This is a genomic window from Mesorhizobium sp. M0500 (assembly GCF_040321165.1).
Classification (GTDB): domain Bacteria; phylum Pseudomonadota; class Alphaproteobacteria; order Rhizobiales; family Rhizobiaceae; genus Mesorhizobium.
In genome coordinates this window covers 270,660-283,532 of record NZ_JAMYRB010000004.1, presented here as the reverse complement: position 1 = coordinate 283,532, position 12,873 = coordinate 270,660, and the positions used below count along the sequence as shown (strand labels likewise).

Here is a 12,873-nt window from a genome sequence, read left to right as displayed (position 1 = left end):
CTAAAGAAGGGAGAACTTTCGGCGAAGCTGCCAATCTCCCCCCTTGAGGGGGAGATGTCCGGCAGGACAGAGGGGGTGTTCAAGCGCAGCATAGAGAAGATGGGCAAGTTTCGCGCTGAGGAATAGAAGTAGTGAATCACTATCCCGTACCTCCCCGTAACCGCGGCAATGCGCGCAAGATGCGCAAGGCCATGACGGCTGCCGAGCTGAAGCTCTGGAATGAGGTCCGGGCGCATCGACTCATGGGGCTGGCATTTCGGCGGCAGATGCCAATTGCAGGCCATATTGTCGATTTTGCCTGCCCGGACAAAAAGCTGATTGTCGAACTGGATGGCTCCCAGCATGCCCGGGCCGATGCCTCAATATGGGACGCTACCAGAAGCGCACGGCTTGAAGCGCTGGACTGGACTATCCTGCGGTTCTGGAACGACGACGTCATTCGCGATATCGATAATGTCTGCCAGCACATAGTCATGGTGGCCGGCGCGGATGTGCGCTGAACTCAGCCGTGCAGGGTCGGCGGGACAGCACCTCTCTGTCTTGCCGGACATCTCCGCTCAAAAGGGGCAGGTTTCTGAGGCGAGGTGCCAATGACCCAGATAAGAACCATGACCGAACAGGACGTTCCGGCGGTGTCGCGGCTGCTTGGAGGGTCCTGGCGCTACACCTATTCGCCGATCCTGGGTGCCGAGACCACGGCGCGGCTGTCGGATGAGAGGCACGCGCCGGAGCGGCTGGCGGCCGAGCTCAGGGACGACAGCAAGATGTCCTTCGTCGCCGAGCGGGCTGACGGCTCGCTCGCCGGTTATGCGATGGCCGCGATGGACGACAAAGGCGAGGTCATGCTCGAGCGGCTCCATATAGACAAAAGCGAGTACGGCACCGGCCTTGCCGCCGACCTGCTGCATGCCGTTCTTGCCGCGCATGCGGGTATTCCCAGCATCGCCCTGGAAGTGATCGAGGGCAACGACCGCGCAATCGCCTTCTATCGCAAGCACGGCTTCGAGGTCGTCGAGCGCCGGCCGGCTGCACACGGCGTGGGCGGCCACGCCTCGCTGATCATGCGCCGGCTGCTACCACGGGCTTAGCAAGCGAAAGCGGCTGAGCGCGTAATCTCCCCCCTTGAGGGGGAGATGTCCGGCAGGACAGAGGGGGGCGCCTCGCGTGAAGCGCCAACCTTCTCTTTCGTCCCACAGGGCGTCGCGCCAGGACGTACCGACCCTCTCTGTCGCCTTCGGCGACATCTCTCCCTCAAGGGGGAGATTGGCGACTTCTCCGACCGCTCAGACCGGCGTTGACGCGCTGTGCGCGCGTTGCCCAGTCGGCAACCGTCGCGCCAGCAACGCTCTCGCCGGCAACCATCCCGCTCGTCTGCGGCGCAAGCAGGTCGTTGCGGCGGGCGAGGGCGACGAAGGCGGACACGGTCCATCTGCCGTTTCGAAGTCGCGCTTTGGAAGCCTGGCCTTAGAAGTCCATGCCGCCACCGCCGGGCATCGGAGGCATGGGCGTTTCCTTCTTCGGCTTCTCGGCCACCATCGCCTCGGTCGTCACCAGCAGGCCGGCAACAGAGGCGGCACCCTGCAGGGCAGTGCGTACGACCTTGGCCGGGTCGATGACGCCTTGACTGTAGAGGTCGCCGAACTCGTTGGTCTGCGCGTTCCAGCCATAGCCGAAATCGGCCGTCTCGCGCAGCTTGCCGACGATGATCGAACCTTCGGCGCCGGCATTTTCGGCGATCTGGCGCACCGGGGCCTCGATCGCGCGACGCACGATCTCGACGCCGGTCTTCTGGTCCGGATTGTCGACCTCGATATTGTCGAGCGCCTTCGCCGCCCTCAGCAGCGCCACGCCACCGCCGGGCAGGATACCTTCCTCGACCGCCGCGCGTGTGGCGTGCATTGCATCGTCGACGCGATCCTTGCGCTCCTTGACCTCGATTTCGGTCGAGCCGCCGACACGGATGACGGCGACACCGCCTGCGAGCTTGGCCAACCGCTCCTGCAGCTTCTCGCGGTCGTAGTCGGAGGTGGTTTCCTCGACCTGCGCCTTGATCTGGCTGACGCGCGCCTGGATTTCATCCTTGCGGCCGGCGCCGTCGACGATGGTGGTGTTTTCCTTCTCGATCAGCACCTTCTTGGCGCGGCCGAGCATCTCCAGTGTGACGTTCTCGAGCTTGATGCCGAGGTCTTCCGAGATCGCCGTGCCGCCGGTCAGGATGGCAATGTCTTCGAGCATGGCCTTGCGGCGGTCACCAAAACCCGGCGCCTTGACAGCTGCAACCTTCAGGCCACCGCGCAGCTTGTTGACGACAAGCGTCGCCAGCGCCTCGCCTTCGACGTCCTCGGCAATGATCAGCAGCGGCTTGCCGGATTGCACGGCGGCTTCGAGCACGGGAAGCATGGCCTGGAGGTTGGAGAGCTTCTTCTCGTGGATCAGCACATAGGGTTCTTCGAGTTCGACGCGCATCTTGTCCTGGTTGGTGATGAAATAAGGCGAGAGATAGCCACGGTCGAACTGCATGCCTTCGACCACTTCCAACTCGGTCTCGGCGGTCTTGGCTTCTTCGACAGTGATGACGCCCTCATTGCCAACCCTTTCCATCGCCTCGGCGAGGAAGCGGCCGATCTCGGCATCGCCATTGGCAGAGACGGCGCCGACCTGGGCGATTTCGTCGTTCCTGGTCACCTTGCGGGCATTGGATTTCAGGTCGGCGACGACGGCGTCGACCGCCTTGTCGATGCCGCGTTTCAGGTCCATCGGGTTCATGCCGGCAGCGACGGCCTTGGCCCCTTCCCTGACGATGGCCTGAGCAAGAATCGTCGCGGTCGTGGTGCCGTCGCCGGCGGTATCGCTGGTCTTCGAGGCGACCTCGCGCACCATCTGCGCGCCCATGTTCTCGAACTTGTCCTCAAGCTCGATCTCTTTCGCCACCGTCACGCCGTCCTTGGTGATGCGCGGCGCGCCGAACGATTTGTCCAAGACAACGTTGCGGCCCTTGGGACCGAGCGTCACCTTCACCGCATTGGCAAGGATATCGACGCCGCGCAACATCTTCTCGCGGGCTTCGGTATGAAATTTCACATCTTTGGCAGCCATTGGAACACTCCTCGATAGGCAGCTTTTCGTTGACTGGAATGCTTGTTCAGGCCCCGCTCAGGCAGCCTTCTTCATTTCGCCCGTGGCTTCGATCACGCCCAGCACGTCGCTCTCTTTCATGATGAGCAGATCCTCGCCATTGAGTTTGATCTCGGTGCCGGACCATTTGCCGAACAAAATGCGGTCGCCGACCTTGACGTCGAGCGGCTGCAACTGGCCGCTGTCGTCGCGCGCGCCGGGGCCGGCGGCAATGACCTCGCCCTCCTGCGGCTTCTCCTTGGCGGTGTCGGGGATGATGATGCCGCCCGCTGTCTTTTCGTCGACCTCGATGCGGCGGACTAGGATGCGGTCATGCAATGGACGGAACGCCATGTCGTTCTCCTCTCGGGACAAACAGATTTTCGAACATCCTCCTGACCGGACCGGCAATATCGGCCCGGCACGGGGTGCGCGACCCCTTCATCAGGCATCGCGCGCATACGAACTAGTCGCGCTTTTTTCAGCTTTCAAGAGGATAATGCAAAAATTTTAGCACTCGACGCCTGAGAGTGCCAATACGCTGTAATTGTTCGCACATTCGCCGTCTCCGGCGCGATGACCCGGCCGGATTTCCAAATCTGTCCGTCTCCTGAGCCGCTTGCGGCGGCTGGAACCTATGTGGAAGGCGAGGCGTTTTGCAGACCGAGGTTCATTGGGAAAGGAAGGATTGCATGACCAGCAGGGACTTTCAGCTCCAGATGCAAGGGTTTGGCCTCACCACGGCGGAGATCCACTACCGTCTGCCCGACCATCGAAGCCTGCTTCAGCTCTATATCTGGCAGGAATACGATATCGCCCCTGATTTCCCGACGCTGAAGCATTTCCTCGATTTCTGGGAGCGCGAGATCGAAGGCCCGCTGCATTCGGTGCGCGTCGCCCATCATCACCTGATCCAGCCCTCCGAATGGCGGGCCGTAAACGGCATTATTACCGTCCACTGAGGAGCAACCCGATCAGCCGCTAGACAGCGGACAAAGTCTCCGAAGCGGGGGAGAGAGGTAGCTAACTCTCCCCCACTTGTTTTGGGTCTCACAATGTCGGAGGGGTCCGGGCTAGCCGGCGTGGTCGACAGGCTTGCGGGCCGATGCGAGCAATCCAGCCTTGCGCGCCGCCCTGACGAAGGCCTTGCGCGCATCACGCGCGGTGCGCCAGCCGTGGAGCGCGTCGCGGCAGGTCCGATAGGCGGCGCGCCAACTCCGGCCGCGTGCACGGTCCGGCCACTGCTGGCGCATGCATTCGATAGCTTCCCAACTGCTGGCGACCTTGCGCTCGCTGGATTGGAATTTCAACGTGATTGGCTCGGCAAAGCGGACGTCGTCCATCACTTCCTCCTTGTTTTCTGATCGTCTTCTTGTTTGAGCAAGCAACGTTATGCTGGCAGGCACCGGCGGCCGGCCGGCGCCGCTGAAGGACATGGTTCGTCTCTCTGCGCGGTTCAAGAGCATCGCGGCAACAGCCGGTTATTCCTCCTCGTCGGGCCCTTGCAGCAGTTCGATCAGCGTCGCTACTCTTGCCGTCGGCAGCGGTCGGCCCTCGTTCACCAACGCCTCGTCGGCGGCGATCCAGGCCAGGGCCTCGCGCAATTCCTGGACCGTCCCGTCCGTCGCCGCAATGTCGGCGATCACGGCTTCGTCGACCGGGCCCAGCACAGAAATGATCTCGTCGCGTGTCATGGTCAGCTCCATCTGCGAGTGCCGGGAACGGGCCCGGCAACACAAGAAATCTGGGTCTTGACCTGCTGCAGACAATAACCGGCCGGGGAAGTCAGCGTTGGCGATTGAAACCAAACAGGCAATCTCCTGCCGGACATCTCGCCGCAAAAAGGGGGATTGGCAGCCTCGCCGAGCCGACCGAAAACCGGCCCCAAAAAACCGGCAAAGCGAAAGCCACCGGGTCTTGACTTGCGGCGGACAATAACCAGATCGAAGGCACCGGTCGCCGAAATGGGGCCGGCGAAGCCAGGGAGCGCCAGCTCTTTGGCGCTCCTCGTATCTATGTTGCTCGATGGAGGATGTAGCTATGAGAACCGCATTCGACTTTTCCCCGCTCTATCGGTCGAGCATCGGCTTCGACCGCGTCTTCAACCTGCTGGAAAATGCGCCGCAGGCTTTCGACGCCTGGCCGCCCTATGACATCGCGCGCAGCGGCGAGAACAACTACCGCATCACTATCGCCGTAGCCGGGTTTTCCGAGGACGACCTCGAAATCACCCATGAACCCAACCTCCTGATTGTCTCCGGCCAGCACAAGGAGCCGGACAACGCGGAGTATCTGCATCATGGCCTCGCCACACGGCCCTTTACCCGCCGTTTCGAGCTTGCCGATCACGTCAAGGTCGCAGGCGCCTCGCTCGACAACGGCCTGCTCAGCATCGATCTGGTACGTGAGGTGCCCGAGGAGATGAAGCCTCGGCGCATCGCCATCGCGACCGATGTCGCCTCGCCGAAGACCGGGCCAAAGGTCGCGCAGGTCGAAGCAAACAAGCAGGCTGCCTGAATGCACCAGTCGAGAAAGGAGACTATGCAATGGCTATTCGTGATCTCATTCCCTGGGGCCGGGAGAACAATCACGCCCCCAGCCTGTTCCGTGACGCCGATCGCGATCCCTTCCTGACGCTGCATCGCGAAATGAACCGCCTGTTCGACGAGGCGTTCCGCGGCTTCGACACGCGGCTGCCGTCGCTCGGTGGCTTCTCCGCTGCCCGCGTCAGCTGGCCCAGTATCGACATCGCCGATGGCGAAAAGGAGATCCGCGTCACCGCCGAGATCCCCGGCATGGACGCGAAGGACGTCGAGCTGCTGCTCGATGACGGCGTGCTGACGCTGCGCGGCGAGAAGCGCGAAGAGACCGAGGACAAGGACAGGCAGTTCTCCGAACGCTTCTATGGCCGTTTCGAGCGGCGTATCCCGCTCGGCTACGAAGTCGACGAAGACAAGGTGAACGCCGCGTTCCGGAACGGTGTGCTCAGCGTGACGCTGCCCAAGACGGAGCGCGCCCAGGCAAAGGCCAAGCGTATCGCCATCAGCGGCGGCGACGGCAAGTCCTGACGGCTCGTAGGACGACACCCCTTCTGCCTGCCGGTTCCGGCGGGCAGAAGCGGGCAAATGTCGATGACCCGTTCTCCCGACGCTCCGGTTCCGCCTGACCAGGCGCAGCACGCCCTGCAGTGCCTGACGACCGAGCATTTCGTCCTGCAAAACGCTCGCGCCGCGACCATTCAGGAAGCGAACCAGAGAGCCGATCTGTTCCTGACCTCGGTCTCGAGCGCAACGATTGCCTTGTCCTTCGTCGCGCAGGTCACGGAGATGGGCAGGCCGTTCGTGTTGTTCAGCCTGATCTTGCTGCCTTGCCTTTTCTTCATCGGACTGGTCACCTTCGTGCGCGCGGTGCAGGTTGCCATCGAGGACATGGTGCATGCCCGCGGGATGGCCAGGATCCGCCACTATTTCGTCGAACTGGCGCCCGTCCTGCAAAGATACCTCGTCAATTCCACGCATGACGACCCCTCGGCGGTGCTGGTCGACAAAGGTCTCAGACCCTCGCCGCTGCAATATTTCATGACCACCGCGGGGATGGTGGGCACGATCAATGGCGCCATCGCCGGCGTCTTCACCGGCATCGTTGTAAAGTCTGCGTTTGGCGGGGGCATGACGCGCGGCGTGATTTGCGGGCTGCTGGTCTTCGCCGCATGCATTCTCATCCTGCGGCGTTACCATAATCGCGCCTGGACGGCGGCCGAACAAAGTTTGCCCGCCCTGTTCCCGGGCGACACGGTCAAAGCGAGGACATAGCCGCCCGGCAAGTTTGCGGAAAGTGGTGGGCGCCGCCCTTGCGTCTTGCGCGCCAATTGACCATCCTCGCCAACATCACTTTGCACCGCGGCCGGGGGGTTCGCACATGCCGACGCTTTATGCGCTGAAACCGGCCTTCCAGGCCAGGTTGCGGCCGCTTGCCGACGGACTGGCCAGAGCCGGCGTCACCGCCAACCAGATCACGTTGCTGGCCGCTGCCCTCTCGCTCGCCACCGGCCTTGTGGTGGCAGCCCTTGACGGCCACCGCGTGGTCTTTCTGCTGATGCCGCTCGTGCTGTTTACGCGAATGGCGCTGAATGCGATCGACGGTATGCTCGCAAGGGAACATGGCCAGGCCTCGAAGCTCGGCATGTATCTCAACGAGTTCTGCGATGTTGTCTCCGATCTCGCTTTGATCCTGGCCTTTGCCGTCATTTTTCCTGTCTGGGGCGTCGTCGCATTTGCGATCGCGGCGGTGATTGCGGAATTCGCCGGCGTGCTCGGCATCGCGGCCGGAGCGGGGCGCAGCTATGCCGGCCCGTTCGGCAAAAGCGACCGGGCGCTGGCGCTTGGCATCCTCGCCGTGCTTATCGCGTCCGGCCTGTGGCTCCCGGCGCTCACGACGCTCGTGTTTCCGGCCATGGCTACACTCTCGCTGGCGACCGCCATCAACCGGATACACAGCGGCCTTAACGGGAGCGGCAGCTGAATTCGGGTCTCGCCAGGGAGAACGACATGCTTCACCAACAGACGGTTGCGGCAGTGGCTTCAGCCAACATCGAGCGGGTGGCGCAGGAGCGCAGCTTCAAGAGCCATGACGGCACCGATATCTTTTACCGCTGTTGGCCGGCGCTGTCGGAACACCGCAAGGGTGCCATCCTGCTGTTCCATCGCGGCCACGAGCATGGCGGCCGCATGGCGCATCTGGTCGACGAACTTGAGATGCCCGACCACGCCTTTTATGCCTGGGATGCGCGCGGCAATGGCCGCTCCGCCGGCGAACGCGGCTATGCGCCGTCGTTTGCGGCGCTGGTGCGCGACATCGATTGTTTCGTGCGCGAGATTGGCAGCGACGGCTTTGCGCGGCGCGACATCGCGCTGATCGCGCAATCCTTCGGCGCCGTGCTTGCCGCCGCCTGGGTGCATGACTATGCGCCTGACATTCGCGCCCTGGTGCTGGCCTCGCCGGCCTTCTCGGTCAAGCTCTACGTGCCCTTCGCCAAGCAAGGCATTGCGTTGTGGCAGAAGCTGAAGGGCCGCTTCTTCGTCAATTCCTACGTCAAGGCGAAATTCCTGACGCATGACCCCGAGCGCATCGCCTCCTTCGACGCCGACCCGCTGATCACCCGGCCGATCGCCTCCAACATCCTGGTCGAGCTCTACGACCATGCCGCGCGCATCGTCGCCGACGCCCGCGCCATCACCGTGCCGACACAGCTTCTGATCTCCGGCAGCGACTGGGTGGTGCGCCATGGACCGCAGCACGAGTTTTTCGTCAATCTGGCGAGCCCGGCCAAGGAGCGGCATATTTTGCCCGGCTTCTTTCACGACACGCTGGGCGAGCGCGACCGCCACAAGGCACTCGACCTGATCGGGCCTTTCCTCGAAAGGCAGTTCACAGCGCCGGAAAAGCCGGTCGACCTGACCGAGGCCGACCGTGCCGGCTACACACGCGACGAGGCCGACCGGCTGGCCTCGCCGCTGCCGCTGCTGTCTCCCAGGGGGCTCTACTGGACAATCAGCCGCGCTTCGATCCGCATGGGCGCCTGGCTGTCGTCCGGCATGAAGACGGGGATTGCCACCGGCTTCGATTCCGGCTCGACGCTCGACTATGTCTATGAGAACGAGGCGCGCGGCATCAGCCCCATTGGCCGCATGATCGACCGCACCTTTCTCGATGCCATCGGCTGGCGCGGCATCCACCAGCGCAAGCTGCATCTGGAAGAGCTGATCGGCAGCGCCGCCGCCTCGCTCAAGGCCGCCGGCCGGCCGGTCCATATCGTCGATATCGCCGCCGGCCATGGCCGCTACGTGCTCGATGCCGTGCAGAAATGCGCCGCGCCGCCGGCAAGCGTGCGGCTGCAGGATTTCTCCGAGCTCAACGTCTCGCTCGGCCGCAAGCTGATCGCCGAGCGCAAGCTGCCGGCGACCGTCTCGTTCCATCGAGGTGACGCCTTCGACGCCACGATGCTGGCCGGGCTCGACCCGGCGCCGGATCTCGCCATCGTCTCGGGGCTCTACGAATTGTTTTCCGACAATGCCATGATCGCCCGCTCGCTCGGTGGACTGGCCAGCGCCATGCAGCCCGGAAGCCTGCTCGTCTACACCAACCAGCCTTGGCATCCGCAGCTCGAGATGATCGCGCGCAGCCTGACCTCGCATCGCGGCGGCCAGGCCTGGGTGATGCGCCGCCGCACGCAGACCGAGATGGACCAGTTGGTGGCGGCCGCCGGCTTCGAGAAGCTCGACCAGCGAATCGACCAGTGGGGCATCTTCACCGTTTCGGTCGCGCGGCGCGTCTGAGCATGGACTTGCCTGCCTCTGCCTTACCTCGCGATGCCCCTGCCCTTCCGGCCTTGCCGCGCGAGCCGTATCCCGGGATAGTCCTGCGCGCCGCATTGTGGCTGTCATTTCTGGCGCCGTTCTTCTACGCCACCTACGGCTTCGCCAACTGGCTGGCGTCGCGGCGCGACGACGTCGGCAGCATCGTCTTCGGCTGGGAGCATGGCATCCCGTTCCTTGCCTGGACGATCGTGCCCTACTGGTCGATCAACCTGTTCTATGGCTTGTCGTTGCTGTTGAACAATTCAAAGAGCGGCGTCGACCGCCTTGCCGGCCGCTATCTGACGGCGCAGATCGTCGCCGTCGCCTGCTTCATCCTGTTCCCGCTGACTGCGACGTTCGTGCGCCCGCAGACGAGCGGCCTGCCCGGCTTCATGTTCGCCGTGCTCGGCGGCTTCGACAAACCCTTCAACCAGGCGCCGTCGCTGCATATCGCGCTGCTGGTCATCATCTGGGACCATTGGCGTCACAGATTGACCGGCATCGCCGGCGTCGCCTGGCATGTCTGGTGTTTCCTGATCGGCGCCTCGGTGCTGACGACGTGGCAGCACCATTTCATCGACATTCCGACCGGCGCGCTGCTCGGCCTTTTCGCGCTGTGGCTGTTTCCGCGCGACGGCGCCTTGCCTTTCGCCGGCTTCCGCCTGACCGCGGACCCGAAAGCGCGGCTTCTGGCGCTGTTCTATGCGCTTGGCGCAGCCTTTGCGCTGGCCGGCGCTGCTGCCGGCGCATTGGTCTCGGCGCTGTGGCTCATCCTGTTGTGGCCGGCACTGGCGCTGGCCATAGTCGCTTTCGCCTATGCCGGCGCCGGCGCCAAGGTGTTCCAGAAAACAGCCGATGGCCGCGTGTCGCTGGCCAGCCGTCTTCTGCTGTGGCCCTACCGGGTTGCCGCCAAGGTCAATGTGTGGGCATGGACGCGAAAGCTTCCGGCGCAGATCGTCATTGCCGACGGTGTTTCCCTTGGCCGTTTTCCGACCGCCGCCGAGGCCGACGCCTTCGGCACGGTGATCGACCTTGCCGGCGAATTGGAAAGGCCGCGTGGCGCCTCGATCCACTGGTTGAGCCTGCCCATGATCGACCTTTTGCCGCCGTCTCGCGAGGCGCGTGCGCAAGCGGTGGCGGCGATCGAGACGGCGCGGGGCCAGGGCACGGTGCTGGTCTGCTGCGCGCTTGGCTTCCAGCGCAGCGCCGCCGTCGTAGCCGAATGGCTGGTCGCCAGCGGCCGGGCCGACACGCCGGATCAGGCGCGAGGCAAGCTCGCTGCCGCCGGCCGGCCTGTGCATCTTGGCGTGGACCACCCGGCATGACCGCCTATCGTGACAGGGCCGAAGCATTCGCTGCCGGGCTGATGGTGCAGGTGGCATGGCCGCTGCTGCTGGTTGCTGCTGCCTTGCTGGCGGCACCGGTCATCGGCCTGGCGGCAGTGCCGCAAACATCATCGCTGTCCGCGGTAGTCTGGCTGATCGCCGCCGCGAGTGCCATAGCCACAATCATTCTCTCGGCCCTGCTTTTGTTCGACGCGCTGCTGTTCCGGCTGATGGCCAGCCACGCCAGCGAAGCAGGCGGCGGTGCGGCGATCGACGACGTGCTGGCGCGCATGCGGCTGAAACCCACGGCGGCCGGTGGCCGCTCGCTCGACCAGCGGATGGCCGGCACGCGCCGTCTGCTCGCCAAGCAGCGTATCGCCTTCAGCCTGTTCGCGGCGGCCTCGGTCGTCGCGGCATTCTTTTGAGCCCGTCCATGACAAAGCTTCGCGTCAGCACCTATACCCTGCTGCAGACGGTGACCTCGGTCGGCCTGTCAGCACTGGCCTGGGTAGTCACCGGAGTGCGGCCGATCTGGAACGGCAGCCAGCCATCGGACCGGCAGCGCATCTACTTCGCCAACCATGCCAGCCACGGCGATTTCATCCTGCTGTCGGCCTGCCTCAGCGAGAAGGAACGCGCCCGTACCCATGCGGTGGCGGCCGCCGATTATTGGAGCAAGACGCGGCTGCGCCGTTTCATTGCCGAGGACATGCTGTCTTCCGTGCTGATCCACCGGCAGTGGACGGATGAAACGCAGCACCCGATCTCGATCATGCTGTCGGTGCTCGACCAAGGCCATTCGCTGATCCTGTTTCCCGAAGGCACGCGCAACATGACCGACGAACCGCTGCTGCCGTTTCGCTCCGGCCTCTACAATCTGTCGATGGCGCGGCCCGATGTCGAACTCATCCCGTGCTGGATCGAGAACATGTCGCGGGTGCTGCCCAAGGGCCAATTCGTGCCGGTGCCGCTGCTTTGCCGTGTCGTCTTCGGCGCGCCGATCGCCATTCAACCGGGTGAGGAACGCCGCGCCTTTCTCGATCGCGCCCGCGAAACGCTGCTGGCGCTCAACCCCCGGCCGCAGCGAGACGATTGAGGACCAAGGCAAAATGCTGCCGATGATGCACGAAACCCTCATTCTGATTGTCGGCCTGCTGGCGGTGCTGATCAGTGCCAGCGTCGTCGCCGGCGTCTTGTCATGGCGCGCGCCAAAGCCGTTGTCGCCGACGCTGGTCAACCTCACCCAGCGCATCAATGCCTGGTGGGTGATGGTGGTGGCGATCACCGTCGCCTTCTTCTTCGGCCGCCCCGGCATGACCATCCTGTTCGCGCTGATTTCCTTCGCCGCCCTGCGCGAATTCGTGACGCTGACGCACAGCCGCCGCAGCGACCACTGGGTGCTGCTCGGCATGTTCGGCATCGTCATCCCGTTCCAGTACTGGTTGGTGTGGACCGCCTGGTACGGCCTGTTCACCATCTTCATCCCGGTCTACTGCTTCCTGCTGATGCCGGCGATCACCGCGCTGCACGGCGACACCGAGCGCTTTCTCGAGCGCGTCTCGGCGCAGCAATGGGCGGTGATGATTTCGGTCTACTGCGTCAGCCACGTGCCGGCGCTGCTGACGCTCGAGGTGCCAGGCTTCGAAGGCCGCAACCTGTTGCTGATCGCTTTCCTGATCATCACCGTGCAAGGCAGCGACGTGCTGCAATATATTTTCGGCAAGCTGTTCGGCCGGCATCTCCTGGCGCCGACGGTCTCGCCGTCGAAGACTTGGGAGGGGCTGGTCGGCGGGCTGGCGGCATCGAGCCTGCTCGGCGCGCTGCTGTCGTTCCTGACGCCGTTCTCGCCGCTGCAGGCAGCCGGCGTCGCCTTCATCGCCTGCCTGATGGGCTTCCTTGGCGGGCTGGTCGCCTCCGCCATCAAGCGCGATCAAGGCGTCAAGGACTGGGGCCATCTGATCGAAGGCCATGGCGGCATGATGGACCGTGCCGACAGCCTGGTCTTCGCCGCCCCGGTCTTCTTCCATACGGTGCGCTATTTCTGGACTCTATGAAGGTTGGCGCCGTTTGCCGCGGCG

At 64.0% G+C, this 12,873-nt stretch carries 16 protein-coding genes; 12 read left to right on the top strand and 4 right to left on the bottom strand.

Annotated elements, in window-relative coordinates:
* Positions 1-131 precede the first annotated feature (131 nt).
* Together NKI70_RS10850 and NKI70_RS10845 are read left to right on the top strand one after the other, a co-directional pair.
* Positions 132-500, top strand: coding sequence for an endonuclease domain-containing protein (locus NKI70_RS10850; RefSeq protein WP_352571365.1), 369 nt, complete (start codon positions 132-134; stop codon positions 498-500).
* 90 nt (positions 501-590) lie between these two features.
* Complete coding sequence (locus tag NKI70_RS10845; protein WP_352571366.1) at positions 591-1,088, top strand: GNAT family N-acetyltransferase; 498 nt, start codon at positions 591-593, stop codon at positions 1,086-1,088.
* 376 nt (positions 1,089-1,464) lie between these two features.
* Here NKI70_RS10845 and groL read toward each other — a convergent pair whose 3' ends face one another.
* Together groL and NKI70_RS10835 are read right to left on the bottom strand one after the other, a co-directional pair.
* Positions 1,465-3,096, bottom strand: coding sequence for a chaperonin GroEL (gene groL, locus NKI70_RS10840; RefSeq protein WP_352569187.1), 1,632 nt, complete (start codon positions 3,094-3,096; stop codon positions 1,465-1,467).
* Between the two features lie 57 nt (positions 3,097-3,153).
* Positions 3,154-3,468 (bottom strand): co-chaperone GroES, encoded by a 315-nt coding sequence (locus NKI70_RS10835; RefSeq protein WP_352457303.1) that lies wholly within the window; start codon positions 3,466-3,468, stop codon positions 3,154-3,156.
* Between the two features lie 338 nt (positions 3,469-3,806).
* Here NKI70_RS10835 and NKI70_RS10830 point away from each other — a divergent pair, with 338 nt between their 5' ends.
* A complete protein-coding gene (locus tag NKI70_RS10830; protein ID WP_023718102.1) occupies positions 3,807-4,076 on the top strand; it encodes an usg protein in 270 nt (89 codons plus the stop codon).
* A gap of 111 nt (positions 4,077-4,187) precedes the next feature.
* Here the strand turns inward: NKI70_RS10830 and NKI70_RS10825 are convergent, their stop codons facing one another.
* A complete protein-coding gene (locus NKI70_RS10825) occupies positions 4,188-4,457 on the bottom strand; it encodes a DUF982 domain-containing protein (RefSeq protein WP_352724579.1) in 270 nt (89 codons plus the stop codon).
* Positions 4,458-4,595: 138 nt separating this feature from the next.
* On the bottom strand, positions 4,596-4,808 hold the full coding sequence (locus tag NKI70_RS10820; RefSeq protein WP_245274651.1) for a hypothetical protein: 213 nt from the start codon (positions 4,806-4,808) through the stop codon (positions 4,596-4,598).
* 346 nt (positions 4,809-5,154) lie between these two features.
* Between NKI70_RS10820 and NKI70_RS10815 the strand changes: the two genes are divergently transcribed.
* The 9 genes from NKI70_RS10815 to NKI70_RS10775 all read left to right on the top strand — a co-directional run bounded on the left by NKI70_RS10815 (position 5,155) and on the right by NKI70_RS10775 (position 12,849).
* The gene (locus tag NKI70_RS10815; protein ID WP_352724578.1) at positions 5,155-5,631 is read left to right on the top strand and encodes an Hsp20 family protein; all 477 of its coding nucleotides are present in this window, start codon (positions 5,155-5,157) and stop codon (positions 5,629-5,631) included.
* Positions 5,632-5,660: 29 nt separating this feature from the next.
* The gene (locus NKI70_RS10810) at positions 5,661-6,182 is read left to right on the top strand and encodes an Hsp20/alpha crystallin family protein (RefSeq protein WP_352724577.1); all 522 of its coding nucleotides are present in this window, start codon (positions 5,661-5,663) and stop codon (positions 6,180-6,182) included.
* 63 nt (positions 6,183-6,245) lie between these two features.
* Positions 6,246-6,926, top strand: coding sequence for a hypothetical protein (locus NKI70_RS10805; protein WP_352724575.1), 681 nt, complete (start codon positions 6,246-6,248; stop codon positions 6,924-6,926).
* Between the two features lie 106 nt (positions 6,927-7,032).
* Positions 7,033-7,635 (top strand): CDP-alcohol phosphatidyltransferase family protein, encoded by a 603-nt coding sequence (locus NKI70_RS10800; RefSeq protein WP_352724573.1) that lies wholly within the window; start codon positions 7,033-7,035, stop codon positions 7,633-7,635.
* Positions 7,636-7,661: 26 nt separating this feature from the next.
* Positions 7,662-9,449, top strand: coding sequence for a bifunctional alpha/beta hydrolase/class I SAM-dependent methyltransferase (locus NKI70_RS10795; protein ID WP_352724572.1), 1,788 nt, complete (start codon positions 7,662-7,664; stop codon positions 9,447-9,449).
* Between the two features lie 2 nt (positions 9,450-9,451).
* Positions 9,452-10,795 carry a phosphatase PAP2/dual specificity phosphatase family protein gene (locus tag NKI70_RS10790; protein ID WP_352621317.1) on the top strand — a complete coding sequence of 448 codons (1,344 nt, stop codon included), beginning with the start codon at positions 9,452-9,454 and terminating at the stop codon, positions 10,793-10,795.
* Positions 10,792-11,220: a hypothetical protein gene (locus tag NKI70_RS10785; protein WP_352642804.1), complete on the top strand. Its 429-nt coding sequence runs from the start codon at positions 10,792-10,794 to the stop codon at positions 11,218-11,220. Before NKI70_RS10790 ends, NKI70_RS10785 begins: the two co-directional genes overlap by 4 nt.
* An 8-nt stretch (positions 11,221-11,228) precedes the next feature.
* Entirely contained in the window at positions 11,229-11,891 is a 663-nt protein-coding gene (locus NKI70_RS10780) for a lysophospholipid acyltransferase family protein (RefSeq protein ID WP_031211476.1), read from the top strand.
* 22 nt (positions 11,892-11,913) lie between these two features.
* The gene (locus NKI70_RS10775; RefSeq protein WP_352679358.1) at positions 11,914-12,849 is read left to right on the top strand and encodes a phosphatidate cytidylyltransferase; all 936 of its coding nucleotides are present in this window, start codon (positions 11,914-11,916) and stop codon (positions 12,847-12,849) included.
* Positions 12,850-12,873: the final 24 nt, after the last annotated feature.